Raw genomic sequence first — 26,273 nt, 5'->3', positions numbered from 1 at the left:
TCAAATTTGGGTGCAAATCAACAATCAATGTTTTGCCAGTAGCCTGAGGCACTGTTTAAAGTCATTTTGATGCTGCTTAAAAAGTTTATTCGTGACGTGGAATCAAGTTATCAAAGTTGTTGTCACACGAAGACATGGGCATGCAAAAAGTCCTTAAAAATTGGAACCGAGGTTCCGCTTTCATGGGTTACACTTTGTAAAAATATTCCAAACAGTACAAGGAGACAGAGACGATGTTGAAGCCTGGTTTGATGATGAAGCAGAACATGCTGCTTTCCTCTATTTTGGTGCATGCCGAGCGTTTTTACGGCGCACAGGAAGTGGTCAGTCGCCGCGTTGAAGGCGACCTTCACCGAATCACCTTCAAGGCCATGGCTGCGCGAACCCGGCAGCTTGCCAATGCGCTGCATGCCCTGGGTGTAGAGCAAGGCGACAACATTGCAACGATTGCCTGGAACAATCACCGGCACATTGAAATTTATTATGCGGTGGCCGGCATTGGGGCTGTGACCCACACCCTGAATCCGCGTTACACACCGCAGCAGTTAATCTACATCATCAACCACGCGCAAGACACCACCATCTTTTTTGATTGGACTTTCGCACCCCTGATCAAGGCAATCGCACCGCATTGTCCAAGCGTAAAAAACTGGGTGTTGATGATCGACGAAGACAAAATGCCTGCTGATTCCCCTGTGGCGGGCTTGTTGAATTACGAAGCCCTGCTGACTGTGCAAAGCGACAATTATGTGTGGCCAGATTTTGATGAAAATTCAGCCTGTACCCTTTGCTATACGTCAGGTACTACCGGGAATCCGAAGGGCATTCTTTATTCCCACCGCTCGACGATGTTGCACGCGATGATGTCCAATTGTGCCGATGCCATTGCATTGACCCGAAAGGACATTGTGTTGCCAGTCGTTCCCATGTTCCATGTGAATGCGTGGGGCCTGCCATACGCTGCGCTGATGACAGGTTGCAAGCTTGTCATGCCCGGACCGCAACTCGATGGTCCTTCAATTTACAACTTGCTGGAAAGCGAGAAGGTAACCGTTGCAGCCGGTGTGCCCACCATTTGGCTGGGACTGATTAACCACATGAAAACGAACGGCCTGACTTTCAGCACATTGAAGCGCTCGCTGGTGGGTGGCTCGGCTGTGCCGGTGAGCCTGATCAAGGAATTCGACGAAATGGGCGTTGAGTTGATGCAAGGTTGGGGCAGCACGGAAATGTCGCCCTTGGGCACTGTGTCCAAGCTCAGCGGTGATGAACGCAATTTACCGAAGCAGGAACAGTATGAAATTGTGGCCAAGCAAGGTCGAACCATTTTTGGCGTGGACATGAAATTGCTGGCAGAAGACGGCACGGAGCTGCCTTGGGACTTCGAGCAGAGCGGCGAACTGCATGTACGCGGGCATTGGGTGCTCAGTGAATACTATGGTGGCGATGGAGCCAAAGCCTTCAGCCATGATGAAACCGGTAAACGCTGGTTCGCCACAGGCGACGTGGCCCGCATGGCACCCGATGGCTTGATGCAGATCACGGACCGAACCAAAGACGTAATCAAGTCGGGCGGGGAGTGGATCAGCTCAATCGATCTGGAAAATATTGCAATGTCCCATCCGGCTGTATTGCAGTCAGCGGTCATTGCCATTCCGCATGAAAAGTGGAATGAGCGCCCGCTGTTGATTGTTGTAAAACGTCCAGGTGCTGAGGTGAGCAAGCAAGAGTTGTTGCAGTTTTACGAAGGCCGAATTACAAAAATGCACATTCCTGACGATGTCGAATTTGTTGATGCCATGCCGATTGGTGCCACCGGCAAGGTACAGAAATCGGAGTTACGCCAGCAGTTCAAAGGTGTGCAGTTTGGCGGTTGTTCACAAGCTTGACTGTTTAATCCAATAGTTAAATTGTAAAACACCTATTATTTAATAGTTTAAAATTCAAACGCAGCGTTTATCCTTGCTCATCCCCGCAATACCGATGAGATTTCAAGATGACGCTGCGTTTGTTTTTTGTGGCCATGGCCGCGCTATTAAGTAGTTCTTTAGCCTTTGCCCAGCAACCCGTTTACCGCTTTTCACCTGTGAACCAGTGGGACATTCCCAAAACTGCTGCGTATTGGAACCCCATCATCGCTTACATCAGTCAGAAAAGTGGCGTACAGCTGGAGCTGAAGATTGGTCGCACTTCAGCTGACACCACAGCCTATGTGTTGGCACAAGAGGTTGAATTCGTATTTTCCAACCACTTGTTCAGCCCCGAGCGCGACCGTTTGGGCTGGAAAGTGTTTGGTCGGCGCACTGGCCCGGCATTGCAGGGTCAAATTGCCGTGCTTGATGATTCACCTTTCAGAACCTTGCAAGACTTGAAGGGTGCGAACGTGGTGTACGCCGGTCGCGAAGCATTCATCGGTTACCGCTTGCCACAGGCTGAACTGATCAACAAAGGCATAGAAACCAATCCGATATTCGCCGGCAATCAAAACGCAGCCTTTGCGCAGTTGCTGGCGGGCAGGGCAGTTGCAGTAGGCAGCAATTCTGCATTGATTGATGGTTACGCCGAAACTGAAGGCATCAAATTCCGCGTGCTGTGGACTTCAGAGCCCTATCTGGATTTGGCCTTGATGGCATCCAGTAAAGTGCCTGCGAAAGACGTGCGCGCAGTGGCCAATGCGTTTCAGAACATGCACAAGAACCGCGAAGGCGCTGACATATTAAGGCGCGCCTCCGAATCCGTTGGCATGGATCCAGAAAGTCATTTTCTGTCATCCAGCGACAGGGACTATGACAGTTACCGCCGCTTTTATGCCACTGCACCCATTAGCGTCAGATGATTCGCGTATTACCATCTTCGCTGGTTGGTCGGGTATTTCTGCTTTACTCGGTGGCCTTGCTTGCCTTCGTCATAATCAGTTTTGCTGCATTCTCTAATTTTCAGTATCGAAGTGCATTAGAAGAAGCTCAGGATTCCGCCAATATGATGGTGGGCGTGGTTGCACACGTAGTGACTGACAGCGCTGTGATCGGAGATTACGACACCATTCAGCGCACGCTGGACATGGCCATTCCGGGATCGCGCTTTGCTTCAGCCAAGTTCATTGATCTGACAGGTGCCGTGATACAAAGCCAGAACTCTCAAATCGATAGAACCACGGCGCCCAAGTGGCTGCGCGACAAGGTGGCTGCCCAGCTATATGACGTGAACTGGGCAGTGAATGCAGGCGGTTTTGACTATGGCGTGCTTCGATTTACTTTTGCGGTGGATGCGATTGCAGAGGGCTTTTGGGGTTTGATTCGCGTGGCCATGTTGTCGGCTGTAGGTGGGTTGATCGGTGGCATGTTGGTGATCTGGTTTCCGCTTAAGCGCTGGTTGGGTGCCGTTGAGCATGTGAATTCGGATTTGAATTCGCAAATTGAGAGTTTGCCCACTGAGTTTCGCCCGGCGTTTGAAATGATCAAGCGAACCGCAGAACACCTGGATGATGAATTGCGCGCCAAAGAACTGGCCGAAAGTGCAAGTCGCGCAAAAAGCCAGTTTCTTGCCACCATGAGCCATGAGATTCGTACGCCGTTGAATGGCATTCTGGGCATGACTGAACTGGTGCTTGAAACCAAACTGACCAAACCCCAGCGGGAATTCATTGAAGTGGCGCATGAGTCTGCCAACACTTTGCTGACAATTGTGAACGAGATTCTTGATTTCTCGAAAATTGAAGCCGGCATGATGACGCTAGAGAAAGTCAGCTTCAACCCGGCTAAAGTGTTTGAACAGGCCATTGGCCCCATGTTGCCTAAAGCTGCTGCGAAAGGATTGATGCTACAGTGCGAGTTTTCGGACCGCTGCGCAACGGAGTTTGTGGGCGACCCTGTGCGTTTGCTGCAAGTGGTAAACAACCTGGTGGGCAATGCCATCAAGTTCACGGAAAAGGGTGGGGTTAGGCTGTTTGTGGACTTTCATACCAATGCGCTGGGACAAACAGAATTGCATTGCTCAGTGCGTGACACGGGCATTGGTATTGCACCTGAAAAAATGGAAGCGATATTCAAACCGTTTGAGCAGGCCGATTCTTCAGTGACCCGAAATTTTGGTGGCACCGGGCTTGGCTTGAGCATTACGCGCAAGTTGGTGGAATTGATGCAGGGCACGGTTTGGCTTGAAAGTGAAGTGGGCAAGGGCAGCACCTTCCACTTCACTGTAGCCAGCTTTTGAGTCAGCCTGATTAAGGCTTCGCTTTCGCGCCCCAAAGTTCTTCCAATCGTTTGTCGCGACCACATCCATTGCGGTAATAACCGTAGCGAATCGGATTTTTTGTGTAGTAATCCTGATGATATTCCTCAGCCGGGTAAAACTTCACCACTGGTGCCACTTCGGTATGAATGGTTTTGAACTTGCCACTGGCCTGTAACCTGGCTTTGCTGGCTTCAGCAATTTTCTTTTGCTCATCGTTCAAATAATAAAACCCGCTGCGGTACTGCGTACCACTGTCGCAAAACTGGCGATTCTTGACTGTAGGGTCAATGGTCTTCCAAAAGTATTCCACCAGTTCGCTGTAGCTGACTTTCGTGTCGTCGTAAGTCACTTCGACCACTTCCGTGTGGTCGGTTTTACCAGCACTGACCACTTTGTAATCCGGGTCTTTATATTGGCCACCGGCATAGCCAGATATGGTTTTCAACACGCCGGGTACTTTGTCAAAGTCGGCTTCTGTGCACCAGAAGCAGCCGCCACCAAACACCGCGGTTTTTGTTTCAGCCTGCGCACCTGTTGCCGCCAGAAAGCCCATGGCCAAAGCCAGACTTGTTTTCAGTTTCATGGATTTCATTTGATCAAGCCTTTCGAACTGCGGGTAATGTTTGACCTTCGGGAACGAACGCTAGCGCCAGGCCGTTGTTGCAATAGCGTTTGCCGGTTGGGGCAGGGCCGTCGTCGAACACATGGCCTTGGTGGCCGCCACAATTGCTGCAGTGGTATTCCGTGCGCGGCAAAATCAGTTTGTAATCGGTTTTGGTATTCAGTGCGCCTTTGTTGGCATCAAAAAAACTGGGCCAACCAGTGCCACTGTCGTATTTGTATTGGGAAGGGAACAGCGGCAGGTTACAGGCTGCACACACATAGGTGCCCTTGCGTTTCTCGTCATTCAAGGGGCTGGAGAACGGGCGCTCGGTGGCCTCTTTGAACAGCACGTTGTACTGGTCTTTCTTGATGATTTTCAGCCATTCGGCTTCAGATTTATTCAGCTTGTTCATGCTGGCAATTGAACTCATGGGTTTTGTGAAAAACAGACCTGCGCCGATGGCGGCCAAACCTGCGATGACTGTACGACGTTGCATGGTGGTATTTCCTTCTTTTAAATCACTCAATCAATATTCAACTGCACTGGCCTAGGGCCCTTGGTGCATTCAATGCCTGAAGAACGGTATTGGATTCATTGTTTTCAACAATCACGCCAAGCCCCACATTGTTTTGGTTCCAGTCGGCTGGCAAGGTGTGCTTGAACACCTGAACCTTCGCGGTGGGTGACACTTTTTTCGCTTCACTCAAATGCCGCACCACCCGGTCGTGTTTCAATAATTCGCCCCGGTTTTCTCCGGCCTTCACCTGTTGGCTCAAATTGTCTTCATAGAAGGCAACAAACACGCGCCCTCCAGAATAACGTTCATCCAGCCATTCGGTTTTAACCTCCACTTCGACCTGATTGCTTGCCTTTCGTTCCAGCGACACTTGCAGGCCCACGGGTGCCTTGTCTTGTTGCATGGCAGCCAGTCGCTGAGGAATCAGCCCGGCCTGGCCCCAACGACGAACCTCTCGGTTGGAAAACACATACTGCGGTGTGTAAATTTGACTCACATTGCCGGTGCGTTTGTGGGCGTATTGCCGTTCGGTGAATTGCTTTTTCGAGTAGGGGTCTTCCCAGCCGATGTAATTCCAGTAGTCCACATGAAATGAAAGCGCCAGGATATTGTTTGCCCGCTCGGGTGTGGTCAGCTGGCTGCTTAGCCAACGGTCAGCTGGTGGGCAGCTGCTACAGCCCTCCGACGTGTAAAGCTCGGCGACGATCATGCGCTCAGCGGGGCTCGTCCAATTGCAACTGCCCTGCTGGGCCAAAGCAGGTGAACTGCCCAGGCCGAGGAGGGCCAAAGCACCTGTGCCTGCCATGAAGTTCAAGCGATTTGTCATACAACCCTCCGCATGCTGCGTTTTGTTCAGGAGGGTATTCGCCGGATTTCCCGGAAAGGTTACATCGCAGTGCCTATCAAATTCTGCGTTGGTTAACAAGTGTGGCAAGTCCTGTGACTACTCTGACTAAGTGACCCGCGGGTAATTTACTTACCCTGTTAGAGTTAACCGGCCTCGAAAACCAAGTGTCGGGGCGACTTCCATAAAAACAGGAGATTGGGATGAAATTAAAAGCCTTGCTTGCGTCAGCCTTGCTGACCACTACTTTTGCCGTGCATGCACAAGACAAACCCGTGGTGCAATTCATTGCCACCGGCGGCACCATTGCCATGAAAATTGACCCGGTGAAAAATGCGCCCGTGCCAGCCATTTCAGGTGAAGACTTGTTGGCCACGGTGCCCGATGTGGGTAAGTACGCCAACATTCAGGTCAAGAGTTTGTCGAATGTGCCATCCGATTACATGGACCCGCCACGTTGGGTGCAGTTGACCAAGGAAGTGAATGCAGCTTTGGCTCGTCCTGAAGTGGCCGGTGTGATTGTTTCCCACGGCACGGATACGCTGGAAGAAACCGCATTTTGGCTGGACCTGACTGTGCGTTCTGAAAAGCCCGTGGTGTTGATTGGTGCCCAGCGCAACGCCTCTTCGTCTGATTTTGACGGCCCCCGTAACCTGCTGAATGCCGTGCGAATTGCGGTGGATGAACAGTCCAGGAACAAGGGCGTGATGTTGGCCATGAACAACCAGATCAATGCTGCGCGTTATGTGACCAAAACCCACACGCAGAACGTTGAAACCTTCCAGAGCGGTGCGTTTGGCTTGATTGGTGAGGTGTACCCGGACCGTGTCATGTATGCCACGACACCGCTGCGTCGCCAAACATTCCAGTTGGTCGATGGCCCCATGCCTGAGGTGGAAATTGTTGCCATGTATGGCGGTGCAACAGGCGCCGCTTTGCGCAATGCCGTTGACCGTGGCGTGAAGGGTATTGTTGTTCAGGCTTTGGGTATGGGCAATATGAATATCCCCATGTTTGAGGCAGTGCAGTACGCCTTGTCGAAAAACGTGCCCGTGGTCATTTCAACGCGCGTGCACCAGGGTCGGGTGATGGCCAACTATGGCTTTGTGGGTGGCGGTAAAACTACGTTCGATGCAGGTGCTGTCATGGCCGATGATTTGTCACCCCAAAAAGCACGCATCTTGCTGATGTTGGCTTTGCAATCGGGGATCAACAAAAAGGCCGACTTGCAGCCTTTGTTTGACCGATAAGTTTGAGCAGTTAGTTCAAGCGATGTGGGCCACTGGAAAAGTCATCTGAAACTGGGTGATTTCAAGTGCAGTGACCACATCCTTGATGTCCAGATCCGGAAAGGCATCGCCCAGGTTTTGTAGCACATGCACATTGGCAAACCGGGCCTTGCCTTTCGCACTTGGGCTGTATAAAAACTCCTGACCTTGCCAGCGTTGACCCAGTGTTTTCATGAAACCGGGCACCAGGCTGGTGTGAATCGGGAAGGAAAAACCCTTGCCGCGGTAGGCCAGTTCAAACTGGGCGATACCGTCGTGGTGCAGGTTGATTTCCTGCACCCCTTCCGGACCCTGTGCAACATCGAAGCTGCACAGGTTTTTCGGAATGCCCCAATTGATTCGACCATTTTTAACGCTGCTCGCGCTGCTCACCACAATATTGCTGATGGTTGGCAGGCGTTTGTTGCCAAGCTTTTCACTGAACTGTGCGGTGCCCGGAATGTAGAGCAATTCCTTGTAAGGCCCGGCGTTGGAATGGGTGTAGTCCACGAACATCAACACACTCAAGGGTGTTTTCAGCGTCTCGCGAATGTCCAGCGGAATGCGTTTGTCAGCACCCAGCTTTGCAGCCTTGCTGCGCATGACCACAATCAATCCTTTGCCGGTCAAGGTCCAGGGTGCAGGCACTTCTTCAAGGCCTGCAAACTCGTCAATGATTGAATCAACTGAATTCAAGCTTTAGCCCATTTTGAAAATGTTCATCTTGTGGCCTTCCGGTGTGCGGAAGTAGGCCGCGTAAAAGCCGGGCATGCGTTCGCCGGGTGCGCCTTCACAGGTGCAGCCGTGTTCTTTGCAATGGGCATAGAAAGCGTCGACCTGTGCGCGGTCTTTGGCAGCAATCGCAACCATGGTGCCGTTGCCTACACTGGCAGCTTGGCCGTTGGCAGGTTTCATGATGCCCAAGAATGGCTCGGCCAGGCTGGTGCCCCAGAAAATACCGTGCGGCAAGTCCAGCACGCGCTTGGCGCCCAAGGGTGCCAGCAGCTTGTCAAAATATTCACCGCTTTTTGGCAGGTCATTGGTGCCGAGTGTTACATATCCAATCATCGTACTTCTCCGTGGATTGTTTGGTTTTTTACTTTGTTCAGGTTCTTGCAGGCAAAAATTGCCCAAAGCCCATTTCTTTGCCGAGTTCGGGCACTACGGCCTCGTTCTCAACTGCTATCTTGCCATTAATCAGCACATGTTTTACGACGCCCGGGTTTCTGTTCACCAATCGTTGCAAGCCAAAATTCTCCATCTCGCCCCAGCTCACCTGTTCAAGGTTCTGATTCAGCGCATCCGGGTTCAGCACCACCACATCAGCCCGGTCACCCACGCGAATCTTGCCGGCTTCAATGCCGAGCCAGTCGGCCTGCTCGCCGGTTAAGCGCCACACTGCATGTTCCATGCTCATGATGGGTTGGTGCTCGTCGATGGTTTCCTGGATCAGTTTCAGAAAGCGCAAGGGCAGGTTGTAGAACGCCATGTTGCGAATGTGCGCGCCTGCGTCGCTGAAAGTGATCAGTGTATTTTTGTCTTGCACCAGTTCGCGAATTACCTCGCGCTTGTGATTGCCCACGGTGGTGTACCAGCGCAACTGGCGCCCAAACTGCACCACCAAGTCCAGAAACAAATCGACCACATGCACTTTGCGTGCGCGGGCCACTTCATCAAAGTTTTTGCCCACCAAATTGGCATCGGGGCATTCCAGAATAATGGCATCACCGAAATCACGCTGCCAAACACGCGGGCTGAGTTTCTGGCCATAAAACTTGCGGAACTGGCGGCGGTAATCTTCGTTTTGAAGCAGGCTGTTGCGTTCAATTTGCGTGCGCAAGTCAAGCGCCATTTCGCCTGCACCAAATTCTTCAAAAAACACCACATCAATGCCATCTGCATACACGGTAAACGGCGTGGGCAGCAACTGCCAGCGGAATGCACCGCCTAGCCAATTCACCACCTTGCTTGAAATTTGCGCCATGGGCCGAACGGTTTTGTTGCCTTTCAAGTCGATGAGCGCAATCAGCGTGGTTTTCAGGGGTTTGCGAATCCAGCCCAGTGTTTCAATCAGGTACTCGAAAATTTGCAGCGGGTTGGCTGCGTTCGGTGCGCCCTGGTGCACGCGGCGGTACTTGCGCAAAATCTTGTTCAGGCGGCGAAGCTCGCTCCAGCGTGCGTAGGTGCTGGGCAAGCTTTTCGACCAAGCGCGGTCGCCGTCTATTTTGTCCCATTTCAGGCACATGGTTGAAAGGCCCAGGAAACCAGCGTCCAGCGCCTCGGTCAACGTGGCTTCCATTTTCTGCATTTGGGCTTCTGTGGGCTTGATTTTGCGGTCGGTGGAGTCCAGCAAACCCATGGTGCCCACGCGCAAATCGCTGTGGCCCAAAAATGAAATCAGGTTCGGGCCCAGCGGTTGTTTTTGCACAAACTCAACCCACTGGCGCGGCGTGCTCCAGGTTTTTTTCTCTTGAAGAATCGGGAGCACTTTTTCACGGGGCACGGTTTCCACGCGCGTGAAAATGTCCGAAGCATCTTCGGCTTCGCTGCAAATCATGCTGAGTGAGCAACTGCCCACCAGTACGGTAGTTACCCCATGCCGAACCGATTCAGACAGGCTGGGGGCCACGATCATTTCGGCGTCGTAGTGGGTGTGGGTGTCCAGAAAACCGGGGGTGACCCAATGGCCGGTCGCATCAATAATTCGCGGGTTGCCCTCGAATTGAAGCGCTGTTTCGCTGACTGCGGCGATACGGCCGTCTTTGATACCGATGTGTCGAATGGCCGAAGGGCCACCTGTGCCATCAAAATACCGTCCACCCTTGATGACCACGTCGAAGGTTGATGCTGACATTTTTGTCTCCAATTCTCATTTTTTTCAAATGTAACAAGAAATCTTGTCGAATTGGGAAAAAGTTTTATCGGCGACCGTAAATCACTTCTTTGCTGCCAGCGGGCAGGCTGATGAAATCGCCGTCTTCCCCAATGCGGAAGGGCCCTTGGAATACATCGGGCGCCTTGCCCAGAAAGATTTCCTTCAGGGGTGGCAAGGGCAATGGCGGCACAATGTGGCTCAGCACGACATGGCCAACCTCGGCTTCCTGCGCCAGCACAGCTACATCCAGTGGGCTTGCATGGTAGTTGGGAATGTCGGAGAAGATTTTGGCGAGCTTGCTTCGCTGGTTTTTGATGGCAGTGTCTTGCAAACGGGCCACCAGTTCGGGGCTTAGTGCTTCATGTACCAACAGGTCAGCCTTGCGGGCCGCGTTTTTCACTTGTTCGTCACTGGTGGTGTCGCCACTAAGAACCACGGTTCGGCCTTTGTAGGCAATTCGATAACCCACCGCCGGGTTAATGGGTTGGTGGTTCACCGCAAAGGCTTCAATCAGCAAATCAGGCTGTTGAAGCACGGTGGTGGTACTGCCTTTTTGTACCGTGAACTCATTCACGTCGGCACCGGCCAGTTCAGGGGGCATGGTTGCAGCGCCGTGGTGTGCCGTGCGGTAGCCATTGTCGGCTTCGTAGGCCATCTTGAAGCCATTCAATACATTGGACACGCCGGTGGGGCCATGTACGGTCAATCGTTGCCCTTCAGTGTGCTGCGCCCAGCGGGTCATTAGCACTTCGCCAAGGCCGTCAATGTGGTCGGAATGAAAGTGGGTGATGAACACACCTTTGAGCTGGCCTGTTGAAAAATTCATGTTGGCAATCTGTTTGGCGGCGGCGCTGCCAGCATCGAACAAAAACATGTCTTTGCCTGCAATCACCAAGGTGCAAGGGGCTGCGCGCTGTGGGTCGGGGAAGGGTGAGCCAGTGCCGCACAAACCCACATGCAAACCATCGCTTAAACCATCCAGCGGGTTCTTCATGCGTTCTGTGGCTACTTTTTCAACCAGTGTCAGGGCAATATTGCTGCGTTGAACATAGGCGATGGATGCACCAACAGCCATCAAGGCAAGGGATGCAATCAGCAGTTTTTTGATCATGGCGTAGAACCTTGTAATTTGCCTTCAACCCAAATGGGCGAACTCCAGGCGCGTTCCTGTTGGGTAATGAATCGGAAGTCACCGCGGAAATTCCCAGGCTCACCCTCAATGCGACAACAACCTTCGTAACCGGCAAAACCACTTTGCGCGGAAAACAATCCGTTACCTGGTTGCAGTGCTTCGCATTGCACACCTTTGGCTGTACACATTTTCGTGGTCCAGCGGCATGAGTTGTTTTCCAGTGCACGGGCGTAATAGCTGGCGCCAAGATTGGCGTTGAATTGTGTGTCATGAAACACCGCACACATTTGCTCAGGGCCTTGCTGCTGAATGCTGCAATCAGAATTGGGCTGTGGTGCGTTGGAATTTTCGGCCAGCTTTAGAACCTGTTGTTTCAAGTCGCCTTTTGAGTCGGCCCAGGTTTTAATCAGTTCAAGCCGCTGTAAGGGTACGCCCGCTTCTTCGCCGCCTGGGTCTTGAATGGCATAGGCCACAATGTAGGGCCCTTTGTTGGTGTTATTCAAAGCAACCTCGAGCGTGCCACCCATGGGAACGCCTTCCACCAAGCCTTCTTCAATTGGGCTTACACCTGCAGCCAATTGCTCACAAATATTGCCAGGGAAAGGCTTGCTGAATGCGAGCGTGCGGATGCGCATGCGCGAGCCCGAGGTTGCAAAAGTCTCTCGGCGTTTTAGTGCAGCAAAAATTTCTTTGCGCGTATTTTCACGGGCCCACACACCGGCCAAGCCGCCAGGCGTGAAATTCGAGGCCACCGGGTTGAATACGCGCTCTTCGCAGTTGTTGGGGTCTGCGGCTGATTCGGTGCTGAATGGCAATTTGAAACCAGTGATGGAATCCGTGGGCAATGGTCGCTGTTTGCATTCCCAGTTGCCCAAGGCTTCGTTGGGTTCGTCGTCCAGTACACCGCCGTGGCCAGAATTTTTGGCAAATTTTGTTTTGTCTGTGTTGCCTGCAATGCCGTTGTGCGTGTCGCTTGAGCCAATGAAACCGTATTGATAAGGGTTCACGCCCAGTTTGCGTTGAATGGCACTGCCTTCAGGTAGCACATTGCGTGCGTAATCCAATGGAGTTGTGCAGTCGGCCGGAGTTGAGCCACCAATATCACTGCCTGTACATTCGCTGGCAGCATGAATGCTTTTTCCGGTGCCTTGCAGGCGGTTAACCTGGCAAAACAAGGGGTCATTGGGTTTGCCCTTGCAAACCTTGGCGCATTCGGCAGGGTCATCTGAATTGCCTTTGCACAGGGTTTTCCATTCTTCAAAGCCGCAGCCCGATTCCTCGCCGCCGGTTAAGCCTTTGTTGAATCCGGTGATGCATTCACTGGCGCCTTTGTGTTGAACAATTTCAAACAGGCGATCGAAGGTGTTGCGCAACGTGGCATCGGCTGCAGTCAGTGTGGCATTATTTCTGGCCAGTGGCAGGCCAGTATCGGCCTGGCGTGCACGAGCAAAGCGACCATCGCTTTGATTGGTGCTGTGGGGAATGGTGACCACGTCACAGCCTTCCACATCAAGGCATTCGGTTTTCAGGCGATCAAACAAGCCCCACTCGTCGTTGGTGTTGTCGGTGGTCGGAATGGGCGGAATTGAACTGATGACATCGCCGGGAACTTGGGTACCTTCGAAAATGACATTGCGGTGCAGAACTTGCCCACCTTTGTTGGATGAAAACTCATAGCCATTGAAGGTGGTGAATTTGCAGGGCTGGTTCTCTGCATTGGCCACGGCTTGTATTTCTTCCCAGGTTCGCGTGCTGGGTATGCGGCTACCCGCGCTGGTGACCAGTTGCAGGTAAAGGGGCACATTTCCTGTAATGAACACCGATACGTTGTCACGAATCACTTGCCCCAATACCGCACAGGCCGGGTTGGTGCCCGCTGGAAGGTTGCCTTGTAGTTCGCAAATATTGGAGAAGGTGCCCAGTTGTTCGGCATGTTCAGTGACTGCCGCGAAATCGAGAGGGCGGCCAATGTTGATTTGCCGCATGGGTGTGTCAGGGTCTTCACCGGAGGGCAAAAAGGCGTTTTCGCCTTTGGCGAACTGATAAGCCTCGCGAGGGCCATTGATTGAATTGAAAAAGTAGGCGTCAAAAGAAAGTTTGGTGTGAATGTGCAAATCACCAAAGAAGGCCTGCTTGCGCACGCTACTGCCCAGGCATTCCACATCGTCCGGGCGTTCAGCCGGGCTTACTGTAGTGGGTGTATTGGTTTGGGCAACAGTTGTGTCGCTGGAATTCAGGCAGGCCGAAAGGCCCAGCACAAAAATGGTTGAAATTAATAGGCGTGCTGGCATTAATTTGCGCACCACCGTGCTGTGTTCATACATAGCTGTGAATCCTCTCAAGCGTCCAGTACAGTGCGGCGCCGCCGATGCAAAGGGTTAGGGCATATTGGGCGAAGCGTGTGTAATTGGGCAAGTGGGTTTTTTCGAGTAGTGTGAATGCCGTGGCCAGCACCGTGACGATCCACAATTGGCCAATTTCTATGCCCAGATTAAACAGTAGCAGCGTGCTTAGCAGTGCATCTTGAGGAAACCCACGTTCTTCCATCGACAGGGCAAAACCCGAGCCATGCAAAAGACCAAAAGCGGCGATCAATAACAGATGGGACCAGTTCGACGGTTGAGCCGGTTCTTCTCGAACCAGCTCCCAGGCAAGCCACAATACGCTGAGTGCAATCCACGCTTCAATGGCGCGTGTGGGTACTGCAATCCAGCCCAACACCAACAAGGCCAGAGTCAGGCTGTGCCCGACCGTGAACAGGGTGAACTGCCCGATCAATTGTTTTACGTTCTGTTTTCGTTTTCTCCAAAGCAGGTAAAGTCCGGCCACAAATAGCACATGGTCCAAACCAAACACAATGTGTTCAATTCCGATGCTGAGGTATTCGAGTGGAGGTGTTATTGGGGCTTTTGTGTCCAATGAAATAGTGAACTCTTTGGGCGTGAGCACTGCGTGAATTCGGTCACCTTGCTGTGGGCTTGCAAGAACGATCAGATCGGGTGCAAGCCGGGTAAATCCGCTCACTGAAATTTGGTGCTCAGTCAGTGCACCGCCGCAAAAAAAACTGCCGCGCTGAATCAGTTCCGTGTTGCCTTCCCACTCGGTGCTGACATCGCGTAACTCGCACGCCGGTTCAAACTGAAAGTCGATCGGAGGTATCTGGTCATCTGATCCCACGGTGCGTTTGAACACAAACTGGCCAGTGCCTTGGGTGCTCTCGTGAACAATCAAGGCCGAGGTGCCCATTTCGTGTGCATGGCCTGTGATGCCAGCGCTTAGCAGGCCCATACCCAGCAAGCAAGCGACTGCCCAGGGTTTCATGGGGCTTCCTTGATGGTGTAGGTGGCACGCAGGGCAGCCAGGCCGGCATCGTTTACAGCTTCCCGCTGGGCTGCGATCAAGTCGGATCGAAGTTGACTGCCTGCTTCTTCAAGCGTCATGGTACGCCCCGCATTTTTCTGGCTCACTTTGAAAAGATGAACGCCAAGCGGTGATTGCACGGGGGGTGACCACTCACCAAGGGGCAAATCGAAAATTGTTGTGCTGGTGATTACACCAAATTCTTTTGCAATTCTTTCACGGCTCAGTAATTCAGAATCTGTTTGCAGGGGAAACGGGTCAGATGTAACCTTTTGGCCCGCAAGCAAATCGTCGCGTGCAATGCCTGCGTGATAAAACGCTTCATCGCCGCGTTTGCCGCGACTGAAAAAATGATGATCAAACACAATTGTTTGTTCAGTTTGATAGCGTTGCGCGTTTTGACCCAGCCAGGTCTGGAGTTGAGCTTCAGTGGGTGGTGCAATTGGGGTCATGTCCTCGAGCAGAAAGCGCATTTTTTGCACCACACGACGCTTTACAATCAAATCGTCTTTTTCCAAACCAAGTTTCAAGCCTTCCCGGTAAAGAATCTCCTCATCAATGTAGGTGGCCATTGCTTGCTCAAAACTTGCAGAACTGTTCGCCTGAGTACCCGCCTGTAGAACCTGTTCGCGCACAAAGGCACGCTGTGCCTCGGTCACCACCAACTCATTGCTGGCAGCTTGCTCGCCGCTGTGCCATTCAAGCATGCCGATCAGCGTAGCTACCGCAATGAATCCAAGAACGGAGTAAGAAGGTTTCATGGCCTGTTCATTTCATGTAACGCCACACACCCGTGGGCATGTTGGCCAACAAAGGCTTCAAGAGTTTCCATGGGTAACCTGGCACCACACCGACGCTGCGGCGTTTTTCAATGTGATTGGCCATTTCCCGGGCAGCCTGTTCTGCCGATACCAGAAATGGAAACTTGTCCATGTCATCCACGATTTCAGTTTTTACAAAACCAGGAAGAATTTTGGTGAAATCGATTTTGTATTTTTTCAATTCAATGGCTGCGGCATCCAGGTACATGGACAGCCCAGCCTTGGTGGCGCAATAGGCTGCCTGCTTCGGAATGGGCGTGAGTGAGGCCAGCGATGAAATGCCCACTACATGACCGCCACCTGCCTGTTTGAACCATTCCACAGCAGCATTGATGGTGGCAATGGCACCCAGCAAATTGGTTTGCATCAATCCCAATTCATCGTTTAACTGGCCCTTGCCTACACCGGTTAACTTGTTCACACCGGCGTTTACAATGACCACATCAACCTGGTTTAAATGACTGAACAGGGTGTGCAATGTTGGCCCCACAGCGCTTGTGTTGTTGACATCAAGTTCAATGATTTCGACTTGTAAATTCTGACAGCCTGGCAGCAGTGCGATTTCGGCACGCAGCGCTTCAAGTTTGTCCAGCCTGCGTGCAGCCAGGCCAAGGTTGCAACCACGTTGTGCAAATTCAAGGGCCAAGGCTTTTCCAATACCCGATGATGCCCCTGTGATAACCACGGTTTTGCTCAAGCTGCTTTCTCCATGTGTTTTGGTGGCAATTCAGTCACTGCCACGGTCAATGCCCTGCGCTCTACACGGGGCAGGTTAAGGCGCAGAATATGTTCCGCGTTGTGTTGTTTCAGCCAAGTGCGAACATCGTGTTTGTCGCTGTCTGCCATTTGGGCATAGCAATCCAGAGCGCGTTGCATCATCCAGATCATGTAGGGAAGGGCGCCGCGCTTGAAGGGTTTTCCGCCCATGGTCGTAGTGACTTCACCGATGCGGCGGGGCAGCCGCTGATTCAATCCGTTTTGCTGGGCATATTGGGTGGCCAATTCGCCAACCTGTTCCACCATTGGTATGAATTCTTCAAATATCGATTTGAAAACCGGATTCAATGTTTCAGGAATCTGATCGTTGCCCAGCAGGTTTTGTGTGGCGTACCCAGCCGGGTTTTTCATGCGCTCCAGCCAGGCATTCAAATGTATTCGAGGTTCGATCAATTCGCGTTTGGGCCATGGGTCGCGGCCAAGGTGGCCATACATGGTGCCGACCAAACCAAAGTCGCCCAGGCTTGGCCGTGCACCCAACAAGAACGGAAAATGTTCAAAATGTCGGTTCAAGGCATCGAGCATTTGCACGGTCCATTCATTCATGGTGTTGTATTGCTCGGGCACTATTCCAACAAAAGGCAACATACCGCGCAGCATTTTTGCTGGTCGCTGTGCAGCCTTGTTTTGTAGAAAACGCGGTGCCCAAGGCAGCAAGGCTTTGCCGGCATCGTGTTCAAACAAGGCGAAGTTTTCCGGGTAATTCCAGCGTGTGTGCATGGCGATAGGTACCCACCATTCATCACCCCAAGCCTCGAGAAGCATGGAGGCGAATTCTTGTACGGGCGTATTGGGGGTCACCGGGTTTTTGTGGTGCAGCGACTCGATGTAGTCAATGATCTCGCTGGTGTCCTGTATCCATTCACCTGAGGGTGTTTTCAACACCGGCATGACTGCCGCACCGGTTTTCCTCTTGATGGTTCGGGTGAGGGTAAACAGGTTGACTGCTTTGAGCACATGGTCAACTTGTTTGTAGCGCAAATAGCAAAGTGCCTTGCCTGTGAAATAGGACAAGTGCCAGCCATACAAAGTGTAGGTGTGTCTCATTTGACCCTTGGTTGCGGGTTTCTAATAATTGATTAAAACATTAATATTTACACTGTGTCAATTTGTTTGAATGTGTGGCACACTGTAGTCAGTTTCAACCTTGCAGCTTATTTGAATGAACACACGCGCAACCCAGGAAAAAAGACCTTACCTTGGTAAGGACGATCGCCGAAAGTCGCTGCTGAATGCAGCCGCTGAGCTGGTCGAAGAAGCAGGTTGGGGCGTGTTGAACATGAGTGCATTGGCTGACCGTGCCGGTGTAAGCCGACAGTTGGTGTATCAACATTTTCCGAACCTTGAAAGTTTGCTGGGGGCTACTGCATGGGCCATTTTTACGGACACCATGCAAGGCACGGCACTGGCGATTACCAACAACCCAGATGACATCAAACAGGCCATCCGTGCGGCTGTGTTTGTGTCTTTGGATATGCCTGTGGGCAAAGGCGATGCACTGTGGCAATTGATCGCGGGTTCGGGTTTGAATTCGCCTGAACTGGACACCATTCGGTTGGGTATTCGTGGGGTCATTTTGAAGCTTTGGGTGCCTGCCATTCGAAAGGCCAAAGGGCTGGATGAAGCCGCAGCCACCGGCCTTGTATGGATGGTTATTCTCTCATTCTGGGGTATTCGCCAGTTGATTCGCGATGCTGTGGTTTCACGCGACCAAGGCATTGCACAATTTGATGCCTTGCTTGATCGCCTGATTTGATTGAACGTCTAGCCAATTGTTATTTCAATAGTTGCTCAACGCTGCGCTGGAGAACTTTCTTGGCTGCCTTCACGCTGAGTTTTTGATCTCGTCGAAGTCGCAACCATGTTTCGATGCTCAGTACCAAATCAAACGCCTCAAACAAGGCTTTGTCCTTAACAATCTCGCTCGGTAAAAAAGCTTTCAGCAAATAACGTTGTAGCTCAACTGTATCGGCCTGTCTGTTTCGCAAATATTCGGATTCATGCAGGTGCACCAGGCTTGCAGCCTGAAGCGGAGCCAGCTTTTCAAACATGTCGGCGCGCCGCTCAATCGCATGCATCAGTTTTTCTTGCAGGTTATTGCCCACCACCGGGGTGGCCAATACGGGGGCAACAATGGCATCCACTTCACTGGTCATTTCCCTGTAAAGCGTTTCCATGTCTTTAAAATGTCTGAACACGGTTCGCAGGCCTACGCCCGCGCGTGCTGAAACCATTTCTGCTGTGGGCGCCGGGTGGCCTTCCCGTATTAACTCAATGAGTGCCTGAACAATCTGTTTTTTGTTGGCTTGTCCGCGTGTGGTGCGGCCGTCTACTTTCACCATGTTCTACTTGTCATTGTTGTGGGTGTTGTTATGGGCAAGCCCTTGATTCTTGCCTCTACAGGGCATGTTACAGGTTTGCTCAAGGCTGTGCCCAGTTCGGGAAAACACGTGTTTATCTCTTGTTGGCTTGAGTACGGTAGTGCCTGGTAGCGCGTTTTTAAACGTTGATAGCGCCAGGCACGGTAACGTTGCGTGGGTATTTTGAACTGAACCCCTTTGCTGTCGAATTCAAATTTCCGAGTGCCTTGCTCAATGGCCTGTTCATTGGCTTGCATATAGGGCAAAAATTCTTCACACACAATGTTCAGCAAGGGGGTTAACTCGCCGGGCCACTGCGCTGCAAATGGTGCGTTGTTGTAGTCGGCCAGTGTTGTATTCCACAGGCGTGCAACCCATTCATGCACAGCCGGGGCACGCGTACGCATCATTCTCGCTGGCGTGGGGTCGCAAAAGAAATGCCTGAACATGCTGCCGTATAGGCCGTAGTCGGCCAGTGTAGGGCGTTGACCAAGAAGAAACGGTTGTTTTTTAAGCACCAACTCAAGCGCATCCAGTGTTTCAAGATAGTGTGCTTCAATCCGCTTGGCGGTGGTTTTACGCACACCGTCAAGCCACAAGAAATGTAGCCGTTGTCGGTTTAATATTGCCCAGCGCCGCATGAAGAAAGGCAGTGGTACATCTCGCATCATGCCGTCTGCCAAGCGGTGGCTCATCAACCTTGCGTCTTGCGCATGGGCCCAACGGTAATACAGGGCGGGGCGCCAAAGCCATTCGTCACCGAAATCTTCCAACAGCTGTGCAATAAATCGAAGTGTGACGTGTTCCGGCATCACCGATGTTTCTGGTTTCAAGGTTTCCAGAAACTCAATGATCAAGGTGGTGTCGCTCAACCATTGCCCGTTGATCCACTCCACTTGGGGCATCTGTGCCACGCCAGTGGCCTTGCCGCAGCGTTTGAAATCAGCGGTGTCCATTTCAATCAGTTCATAGGGAATTTGCTTGCCACGCAAGTAGGCTTCAAGTTTTCCGGTGAAGTATGAAAGATCCAGACCATGAACCTTCAAAACTTTAGGCATTGCCATGTGCTCGACTCCTTGAGGTTCGGATTTCTTTTGTATATAGTGACACAAATAGTGTCACTAGTTAAGCAATAGAAAAATCAGACACATTCAATTCAAATAGGGGACAAACATGGCGCAGCAAAGTGACGATCAGCATGACCACGACAATCCAGAAGACTTGTCTCCAAAACGTTTGAAACGACGTGCTTTTCTCTCAGGCCTCGCCGTGGGCGCAGCCACAGTGGGCGTGGCTGCCACCGGTGCACACGTAGCCAATACCAAAGCACGCGCCCTGATGACACCCAAAGCATTGCCAGAAGGTGAGGCAGCGCAGGTGGCCCTGTCGTTTCAGGATTCTCGCCCAGCCACTGTCAGCAAAACAAAGGCCAAAGACGGCGCGCCCAATGTGGTGGTTATTTTGCTGGACGATTGCGGTTTTTCTGATTTGGGTTGCTACGGCAGTGAAATAAAAACCCCAGCCATCGATACCTTGGCAAAAACCGGTTTGCAGTACACCAACTTTCGCACTTGTTCCATGTGTTCACCCACACGAGCCTCGTTCCTTACCGGTTTGAATCATCATTCCGCGGGCATGGGTTGGCTGGCCGATATCGACGCAGGTTACCCAGGTTATCGTGGGGATTTAACACACGAGGCAGCCACCTTGGCTGAAATACTGCAGGGTGCTGGTTGGTCTACTTTTCTCAGTGGCAAGTGGCACTTGAACAACGCACACACCACTGGTGCCAATGGCCCCTACGACAACTGGCCCACGCAACGCGGTTTCGACCGTGCCTACTGGTTTCAGGGGCATTCCACCGATTACTTCAAACCTTCCGAGTTGTTTGACGGGATTGCGCCTGTCGAGCCGCCAGACACCCCCGACTATTTCGTGTGCGATGACCTGACCGACCGCGCAATCACCTACATTCGCACCCAGCAAGCGCTGGAGCCGGGTAAACCGTTTTATCTTCACTTGGCTTTTCCAGGCCCCCATTCGCCTTTGCAGGCTCGGGCCCGTGAACGGGATGCTTACAAAGGCCAGTACGACAAAGGTTGGGACACCGTGCGTGCCGAGCGCCTTGCGCGACAAAAAGCGATGGGTATCATGCCCGATACCGTTGAATTGCCGCCGCTTTCCTTTGGTTCAGACAGCTGGGACAAGTTACCTGAGGCGCACAAAAAAATTACGGCGCGCTACATGGAAGTGTATGCAGGTTTGATGAGCAATATGGACTCCAACATTGCCCGCTTGTTGCAAAGCCTCGATGAGCTGGGTGTGCGCGACAACACCATTGTTGTTCTTTTTTCTGACAATGGCGGATCACCTGAGGGCACACCCACCGGCACGCCCAATGTGTTCGCACCTGCATTTGGTCGTCCGATTCCAGTTGAAGAAGCCGCACAGTTGTACGATGTGCTGGGCGAGGAGGGCACCTTTCCCCATTACCCCATGGGTTGGGCCAGTGCATCGAACACGCCATTCAAAATGTACAAACAGTATGCACACCTTGGAGGTGTAGCCGACCCCTTGATTATGAGCTGGCCCAAGGGCATTGCAGCACAGGGCGAATTGCGCAACAACTTTGTGCACGTGGTGGATTTGTTCCCCACCTTGTTGGAAGCCACCGGTGTTGAACGCCCCACTGTGTATAAAGGTCAGCCTCAAAAGCCGATTGAAGGGCAAAGTGTGTTGCCCACCTTCAGCAAGGCTGACAGTCCTACGCGAAGTGAGCAGTACTTTGAGCTGGGGGGGCACCGCGCTTACATGGAGAACAATTGGCGTGCAGTAGCGCGCCACACGCGTGGCAAACCTTTCGAGGACGATGTGTGGGAACTCTATGATTTGAGCAAAGATCCCGCCGAAGGCACAGACCTCGCGACCCAGTTCCCAGAGGTTGTGGAGCGCCTGAAAAGCAAATGGTTACAGGCCGCGCAACAGTACAATGTGTTGCCTCTCGATGATCGCAATTTGGTACTTCGTTTGGTTCAGGACAGGCAAGAGAAAGGCTTGCGGGCACGTTGGGATTTTTATCCACCTGTTGAGCGTTTGGCACGCGATGTGGCACCCATTGTGTGTGGTTTGTCGCACACCATTGAGCTGGAATGTGAACGAAGCAAGGCTGCGGGCGATGGCGTATTGCTGGCCCAAGGCGCCAAATATGCAGGTTGGGTGCTTTACATTCAAAATGGCAAACTGTGTTATGAACAAAGCCTGGTCCCTTATGTCGAGAGAATGGAATCAAGCGACGTGTTGCCCGAAGGCAAATTGAAAATCAGGTATCAGCAGCGCATGACTGGCCGCCCATTTGATGGTGAAGGTGCTTTGTTTGTGAATGGTCAGCAAGTGGCCAAGCACACTTTCAAGCGCGTTTTATTTTCAACCAGTTACGATGGCTTCACGGTAGGTGCTGATTTAGGTAACCAGGTATCGACTCGCTACAAAGGCCCCAATCCTTTTCAGGGCAAGTTGGGCAAGGTGACAATTGATGTCGACACCAGTAAAGTCAATCCGGTTGAAATGCTGCGCTTTTTGAGCCAAATGGGATTGAATGTCTAGACTCTGCAACATGCTCTCCGGTGGCGAGTTTCGAATGGGATCGAATCGCCATTATCCCGAAGAGCGTCCTGAGCGCACTGAGAGTGTGGCCGAATTCGCAATCGATGTTTTTCCCGTGCGCAACTCAGATTTCGCCGAATTTGTAGAGGCGACGAAGTATGTGACTGCTGCCGAGCGCACGGGTCATTCCCATGTGTTTCAAATGACCCAAGGCCCAGTGCCTTTGAACAATCCCGATCAATGGTGGAAAGCAGTGCGGGGCGCTTGCTGGTACAACCCTCGCCCAGGTACTGAGCTGCCCGGTAATTTTAGCGAACACCCTGTGGTGCATGTGGCCCTTGAAGATGCCAAAGCTTATGCTGCGTGGGCAGGTGGGCGTTTGCCCACAGAAGCCGAATGGGAATTTGCCGCACGCGGCGGCCTGCACAATGCCCAATTTGCATGGGGGGACGAATTTGCACCCAATGGTCAACGCATGGCGCAGGTTTGGCAAGGTGCGTTTCCCTGGTATTACGCCCCCGGTGGAATACCGGGTACTGTGGCTGTGGGCCAGTTTCCGGCCAATGGTTATGGTTTGTACGACATGATCGGCAATGTGTGGGAATGGACGCAGTCGGCCTTCGCTGCTCCTGCCCTCGACAAGCCGGCCGGTTGTTGTTCGTGCAGCCCGCAGCAAGACTCCAACACCTTGTTTACCCTGAAGGGTGGCTCACACCTGTGTGCTGCGGAATATTGTCTGCGTTATCGGCCTGCCGCTCGCATTGGCATTGCCGGGGCCAGCAGCACCTCCCACCTTGGTTTTCGTTGTGCTTACAACACCTCACCCAAGTAAGCAGGGAATCTTTTTTAATCGCCGCAGTCCATTCAGTTCAAGAACAAAAAACTGGAGCTGTGTGTGAATTCGAAAAGTCTGATTGATCAACTCTTGAAAGCGGGTACTGGTATGTTGCAAAGTGGTGGCAAGGCCACTGGCAATATGCAAATGAAAGATGTGTTGGTCGGCGCTGGCGGCGGTGCTGCCGCCACAGCAGCCTTGGGCATGTTGTTGGGCAACAAGCGCCACAAAAAAATGGCAGGCAAGGTGATTACCTATGGTGGTTTGGCGGCCTTGGGCATGCTGGCTTATAAAGCTTATGGCAATTGGCAACAGCAACAAGGCAATATTGCCGCCACACGCGAACCGCAAACCGTGGACCGTTTGCCAGAACCACAAGTAGAGCAGCACAGCCAAGCTATTTTGCGGGCCTTGATTGGCGCCGCAAAAGCCGATGGTCATATTGATGCCAAAGAGCGCCAATTGATTGACGGTGAAATTGCAAAACTTACCAGCGATCCTCAATTGCAGCGCTGGTTCGATCAAGAAATGAACAAGCCGCTGGACCCTCTGGAAATTGCGGGTTATGCAACTACTCCTGAGTTGGCCGCCGAGATGTTTCTGGCCAGCGTGTTGGTGGTGGACGAGGAAAGTTTTATGGAGCGAAGCTACCTGCAAGAACTGGCCAAGCAGTTGCGGCTGGACCCTGCACTGGAAGTAGAGCTGCGTGCACAAGTTGAGCAGGCGAAAAAAACGGTCGCCTAAAGCGACCGTTCCAAGTTACAGCCTCAAGGGTGTTTTTATCAACACTTAAAACTTTTGAATCAAGCTGAACGATACGAAGTCAGCGTCGAGGTCTGCAATACCTTTAAACTCGCCGCCGGACACCTCAACCGGAGTGACCTGATTGTTGTTGCCCACTGCGCCTGCGTCCACATCGATAATGCCGTAAGCCACTGAAAGCGTGGTGTCACGGCTGGGCGTGAAGCTGGCACCTATGCCGTAGAAGCGGCGATCGTTGTCAGGCAAAATTGGAATGCGCAGGTCGTCACCCACCACACCGTTTTCCATGCCATAACCTGCATGCAAAGTCAGGCGTTTGTAGGCTTTGTAGTTCAAACCAACCCGGTAAGCATGTGCCGCTTTGAAGTTTTGTGGAACGTCCTCAATCACCCGACCAGTGGCAACCCGCTCATAGCGCAGGAAAGTCTCTGTGTAATCCTGATAGGTGTAAGTGGCCATCAGGTCCAGTTTCGGGCTGTAGTGGTGAAACAGCGAGATGCGGAACTCGTCCGGGAAAATCACGCTTTGGCGAGCTTGTTGTTGTGGTTCAAGATCGCCGGCAGCCTGTGGGCCGTTGATACCAAGTATTGGTCCGGCCACCGTAACCAGGCCGCCATTGAGAAATTCTCTGAAAGCTGCAGTGTCTGCATTCTCATTGATGGTCAACTCACCCTGGTTGCCGTTGAATCGGGTTTTGGGGCGATACGACGCGCCAATCCGAGTGCGATCCGTCGGTTCCCACAGCAGGCCAGCCTGCGCGTTGAATGCCCAGCCAAATATACGCAACTTGCCATCGGTCTCGCCAGGAATGGGTGGCGCAAGCCCGGCAGCAGCCGCTCCATCCAGTGCAGCAGTTGTTCCAGGTGGCCCCAGCTTGCTCACGGCATCGCGGAAATTCACACGCAGTTTGATCGACTGAAAATAGCGCTCATAGGAACCGTTTGCACCAATCGACAAGGTAGGGGTTAGCTTGTAGCCAAAGCCAAGGTTCAAACGCGTTACCTTCAAATCACTTTCACGACCAGAACCACGGCCAGGATAGTCTTCGCGATAACGGGTCAACAAACCATGAGAACCCGATGCGCTGGTAATACCCCCATTTTTAACGGGGTTCGAAAGTAGAGCTTAGGCCGCCATGGCCAACTTCATTTTGGGTGTGATTCCACCGATGGCCATGTTCGGCCTTTCGTGATTGTAGATCCACATCCAGTCTGTTGCGTGTTCCTGTATTTGTTCCAAGTCATCAAATAAATGCTGAGCCAGCCAATCGTAGCGAACTGTTCGGTTGAAGCGTTCAACGTAGGCGTTTTGCTGAGGCTTGCCAGGTTGAATATATTTCAAGGTGATGCCTCGTTTTTCTGCCCAAGCCACCATGACACCACTGATGTATTCGGGGCCGTTATCCACGATGATGGCTTCGGGTTTGCCACGCCATTCAATGAGCTGGTTCAGAGCGCGTATCACGCGCTCTGAAGGCAGAGAGAAATCGATTTCAATGGTCAATGCTTCACGGTTAAAGTTGTCGATTACGTTGAACAATCGAATGCTTCTGCCATCGGCCAGTTGGTCGTGCATGAAATCCATTGACCACACATGATTAATTCTCAGCGGTTCAAACAGTGGTTGAGGTTTCTCACGCACCAGGCGCTTCTTGGGTTTGATTCGCAGGTTTAATTCCAGCTCACGGTAGATGCGGTAGATTCTTTTGTGGTTCCAAACAAAGCCTTTGACATTGCGCAAGTACAGAAAGCACAGACCAAAGCCCCAGTTGCGCTGTGCTGTGGTCAGTCGAACCAGCCAGTCAGCGATCAGTTCATTTTCTGCCGAACGCTTTTTGTTGTACCTGTAACAGGTCTGGCTAATCTGAAATACCTCACAGGCAAGGCGAATGCTCACACTGTGCTTGTTGACTGCATCCACGGCCATCTGTCGTCTCTCAGATGGCCTCAAGGCTTTTTTCCAAGTGCCTCCGAGAGCAAATCATTCTTGATCTGGGTTTCGATGTACATCTTCTTCAGACGCGCATTCTCAGCTTCCAGCTCTTTCATTCTGGCGATCAGAGATGCGTCCATGCCACCAAACTTGGCCCGCCATTTGTAAAACGTGGGTACGCTGATTCCATGCTCGCGGCAAACGTCAGGAACAGCTAGGCCGTTCTCAACTTGCTTCAGGATTGCCATGATTTGGCTGTCAGTAAACCTTGATTGTTTCATTGCAGAACTCTCTTCCTCTTTGGTTGAAAATTCTACTTTCAATCCCGTTTGTTTGCAGGGGGTATTACC

General features: G+C 52.2%; 24 protein-coding genes. 8 read left to right on the top strand and 16 right to left on the bottom strand.

From position 1 onward, the window contains the following. Positions 1-233 precede the first annotated feature (233 nt). The 3 genes from B4N58_RS08135 (at position 234) to B4N58_RS08125 (ending at position 4,212) form a co-directional block, all read left to right on the top strand. Positions 234-1,889: a 3-(methylthio)propionyl-CoA ligase gene (locus B4N58_RS08135; RefSeq protein WP_291747951.1), complete on the top strand. Its 1,656-nt coding sequence runs from the start codon at positions 234-236 to the stop codon at positions 1,887-1,889. Positions 1,890-1,996: 107 nt separating this feature from the next. Continuing rightward, positions 1,997-2,836 (top strand): phosphate/phosphite/phosphonate ABC transporter substrate-binding protein, encoded by an 840-nt coding sequence (locus tag B4N58_RS08130; RefSeq protein WP_291747949.1) that lies wholly within the window; start codon positions 1,997-1,999, stop codon positions 2,834-2,836. Further along, entirely contained in the window at positions 2,833-4,212 is a 1,380-nt protein-coding gene (locus B4N58_RS08125; RefSeq protein ID WP_291747946.1) for an ATP-binding protein, read from the top strand. Before B4N58_RS08130 ends, B4N58_RS08125 begins: the two co-directional genes overlap by 4 nt. Positions 4,213-4,222: 10 nt before the next feature. Here the strand turns inward: B4N58_RS08125 and msrA are convergent, their stop codons facing one another. Genes msrA through B4N58_RS08110 form a run of 3 tightly spaced genes read right to left on the bottom strand, consistent with a single transcriptional unit; the run spans position 4,223 to position 6,180 of the window. Next, a complete protein-coding gene (msrA, locus tag B4N58_RS08120; RefSeq protein WP_291747943.1) occupies positions 4,223-4,825 on the bottom strand; it encodes a peptide-methionine (S)-S-oxide reductase MsrA in 603 nt (200 codons plus the stop codon). Positions 4,826-4,829: 4 nt separating this feature from the next. After that, a complete protein-coding gene (gene msrB / locus B4N58_RS08115; RefSeq protein WP_040513207.1) occupies positions 4,830-5,333 on the bottom strand; it encodes a peptide-methionine (R)-S-oxide reductase MsrB in 504 nt (167 codons plus the stop codon). 37 nt (positions 5,334-5,370) lie between these two features. Continuing rightward, positions 5,371-6,180 carry a DUF1223 domain-containing protein gene (locus tag B4N58_RS08110; RefSeq protein ID WP_291747939.1) on the bottom strand — a complete coding sequence of 270 codons (810 nt, stop codon included), beginning with the start codon at positions 6,178-6,180 and terminating at the stop codon, positions 5,371-5,373. A gap of 221 nt (positions 6,181-6,401) precedes the next feature. Between B4N58_RS08110 and B4N58_RS08105 the strand changes: the two genes are divergently transcribed. Continuing rightward, on the top strand, positions 6,402-7,448 hold the full coding sequence (locus B4N58_RS08105) for an asparaginase (protein WP_008251031.1): 1,047 nt from the start codon (positions 6,402-6,404) through the stop codon (positions 7,446-7,448). A gap of 15 nt (positions 7,449-7,463) precedes the next feature. Here B4N58_RS08105 and B4N58_RS08100 read toward each other — a convergent pair whose 3' ends face one another. The 9 genes from B4N58_RS08100 to B4N58_RS08060 all read right to left on the bottom strand — a co-directional run bounded on the left by B4N58_RS08100 (position 7,464) and on the right by B4N58_RS08060 (position 17,478). Then, entirely contained in the window at positions 7,464-8,162 is a 699-nt protein-coding gene (locus B4N58_RS08100) for a hypothetical protein (RefSeq protein WP_291747933.1), read from the bottom strand. Positions 8,163-8,165: 3 nt separating this feature from the next. Beyond that, positions 8,166-8,534: a VOC family protein gene (locus B4N58_RS08095; RefSeq protein ID WP_008251022.1), complete on the bottom strand. Its 369-nt coding sequence runs from the start codon at positions 8,532-8,534 to the stop codon at positions 8,166-8,168. 37 nt (positions 8,535-8,571) lie between these two features. After that, positions 8,572-10,320, bottom strand: a complete 1,749-nt coding sequence (locus B4N58_RS08090) for an N-acyl-D-amino-acid deacylase family protein (RefSeq protein ID WP_008251021.1) — start codon at positions 10,318-10,320, stop codon at positions 8,572-8,574. Between the two features lie 64 nt (positions 10,321-10,384). Continuing rightward, positions 10,385-11,452, bottom strand: coding sequence for an MBL fold metallo-hydrolase (locus B4N58_RS08085; protein WP_291747927.1), 1,068 nt, complete (start codon positions 11,450-11,452; stop codon positions 10,385-10,387). Continuing rightward, positions 11,449-13,797 (bottom strand): DUF3604 domain-containing protein, encoded by a 2,349-nt coding sequence (locus B4N58_RS08080; RefSeq protein WP_291747924.1) that lies wholly within the window; start codon positions 13,795-13,797, stop codon positions 11,449-11,451. The genes B4N58_RS08085 and B4N58_RS08080 overlap by 4 nt, the downstream gene beginning before the upstream one ends. Next, positions 13,790-14,794, bottom strand: a complete 1,005-nt coding sequence (locus B4N58_RS08075) for a HupE/UreJ family protein (protein WP_291747921.1) — start codon at positions 14,792-14,794, stop codon at positions 13,790-13,792. Before B4N58_RS08075 ends, B4N58_RS08080 begins: the two co-directional genes overlap by 8 nt. Continuing rightward, the gene (locus tag B4N58_RS08070; RefSeq protein ID WP_291747918.1) at positions 14,791-15,594 is read right to left on the bottom strand and encodes a peptidylprolyl isomerase; all 804 of its coding nucleotides are present in this window, start codon (positions 15,592-15,594) and stop codon (positions 14,791-14,793) included. The genes B4N58_RS08075 and B4N58_RS08070 overlap by 4 nt, the downstream gene beginning before the upstream one ends. A 7-nt stretch (positions 15,595-15,601) precedes the next feature. Continuing rightward, on the bottom strand, positions 15,602-16,351 hold the full coding sequence (locus tag B4N58_RS08065) for an SDR family NAD(P)-dependent oxidoreductase (RefSeq protein WP_291747915.1): 750 nt from the start codon (positions 16,349-16,351) through the stop codon (positions 15,602-15,604). Next, complete coding sequence (locus tag B4N58_RS08060; protein ID WP_291747912.1) at positions 16,348-17,478, bottom strand: glutathione S-transferase family protein; 1,131 nt, start codon at positions 17,476-17,478, stop codon at positions 16,348-16,350. Before B4N58_RS08060 ends, B4N58_RS08065 begins: the two co-directional genes overlap by 4 nt. A 115-nt stretch (positions 17,479-17,593) precedes the next feature. On the opposite strand from B4N58_RS08060, the gene B4N58_RS08055 reads away from it, so the two are divergent. Further along, positions 17,594-18,187, top strand: a complete 594-nt coding sequence (locus tag B4N58_RS08055) for a TetR/AcrR family transcriptional regulator (protein WP_008251009.1) — start codon at positions 17,594-17,596, stop codon at positions 18,185-18,187. A gap of 19 nt (positions 18,188-18,206) precedes the next feature. On the opposite strand, the gene B4N58_RS08050 is transcribed toward B4N58_RS08055, so the two are convergent. Both B4N58_RS08050 and B4N58_RS08045 read right to left on the bottom strand, forming a co-directional pair. Beyond that, positions 18,207-18,773: a TetR/AcrR family transcriptional regulator gene (locus B4N58_RS08050; protein WP_291747909.1), complete on the bottom strand. Its 567-nt coding sequence runs from the start codon at positions 18,771-18,773 to the stop codon at positions 18,207-18,209. Beyond that, positions 18,767-19,855: a glutathione S-transferase family protein gene (locus tag B4N58_RS08045; RefSeq protein ID WP_291747906.1), complete on the bottom strand. Its 1,089-nt coding sequence runs from the start codon at positions 19,853-19,855 to the stop codon at positions 18,767-18,769. The genes B4N58_RS08050 and B4N58_RS08045 overlap by 7 nt, the downstream gene beginning before the upstream one ends. Positions 19,856-19,964: 109 nt before the next feature. Between B4N58_RS08045 and B4N58_RS08040 the strand changes: the two genes are divergently transcribed. The 3 genes from B4N58_RS08040 to B4N58_RS08030 all read left to right on the top strand — a co-directional run bounded on the left by B4N58_RS08040 (position 19,965) and on the right by B4N58_RS08030 (position 23,973). Continuing rightward, the gene (locus B4N58_RS08040; protein ID WP_291747903.1) at positions 19,965-22,394 is read left to right on the top strand and encodes an arylsulfatase; all 2,430 of its coding nucleotides are present in this window, start codon (positions 19,965-19,967) and stop codon (positions 22,392-22,394) included. Further along, complete coding sequence (locus B4N58_RS08035) at positions 22,387-23,226, top strand: formylglycine-generating enzyme family protein (protein WP_291747900.1); 840 nt, start codon at positions 22,387-22,389, stop codon at positions 23,224-23,226. The genes B4N58_RS08040 and B4N58_RS08035 overlap by 8 nt, the downstream gene beginning before the upstream one ends. Before the next feature lie 63 nt (positions 23,227-23,289). Continuing rightward, positions 23,290-23,973: a tellurite resistance TerB family protein gene (locus B4N58_RS08030; RefSeq protein WP_291747898.1), complete on the top strand. Its 684-nt coding sequence runs from the start codon at positions 23,290-23,292 to the stop codon at positions 23,971-23,973. A 45-nt stretch (positions 23,974-24,018) separates the two neighbouring features. Here B4N58_RS08030 and B4N58_RS08025 read toward each other — a convergent pair whose 3' ends face one another. After that, positions 24,019-25,056, bottom strand: a complete 1,038-nt coding sequence (locus B4N58_RS08025; protein WP_291747895.1) for an OmpP1/FadL family transporter — start codon at positions 25,054-25,056, stop codon at positions 24,019-24,021. A 60-nt stretch (positions 25,057-25,116) separates the two neighbouring features. Then, positions 25,117-26,204, bottom strand: a protein-coding gene (locus tag B4N58_RS08020) for an IS3 family transposase (protein ID WP_291747954.1) whose coding sequence is annotated in 2 segments (ribosomal slippage) — positions 25,117-25,943 and positions 25,943-26,204 — 1,089 coding nt in all. Because the reading frame shifts where the segments join, the coding sequence is not laid out codon by codon here. Positions 26,205-26,273 lie beyond the last annotated feature (69 nt).

This window comes from Limnobacter sp. UBA3528 (genome assembly GCF_002377005.1).
Lineage (GTDB): Bacteria > Pseudomonadota > Gammaproteobacteria > Burkholderiales > Burkholderiaceae_B > Limnobacter.
Note: the sequence above shows the minus strand (reverse complement) of the source record. Positions and strands in the feature narration are given on the sequence as shown.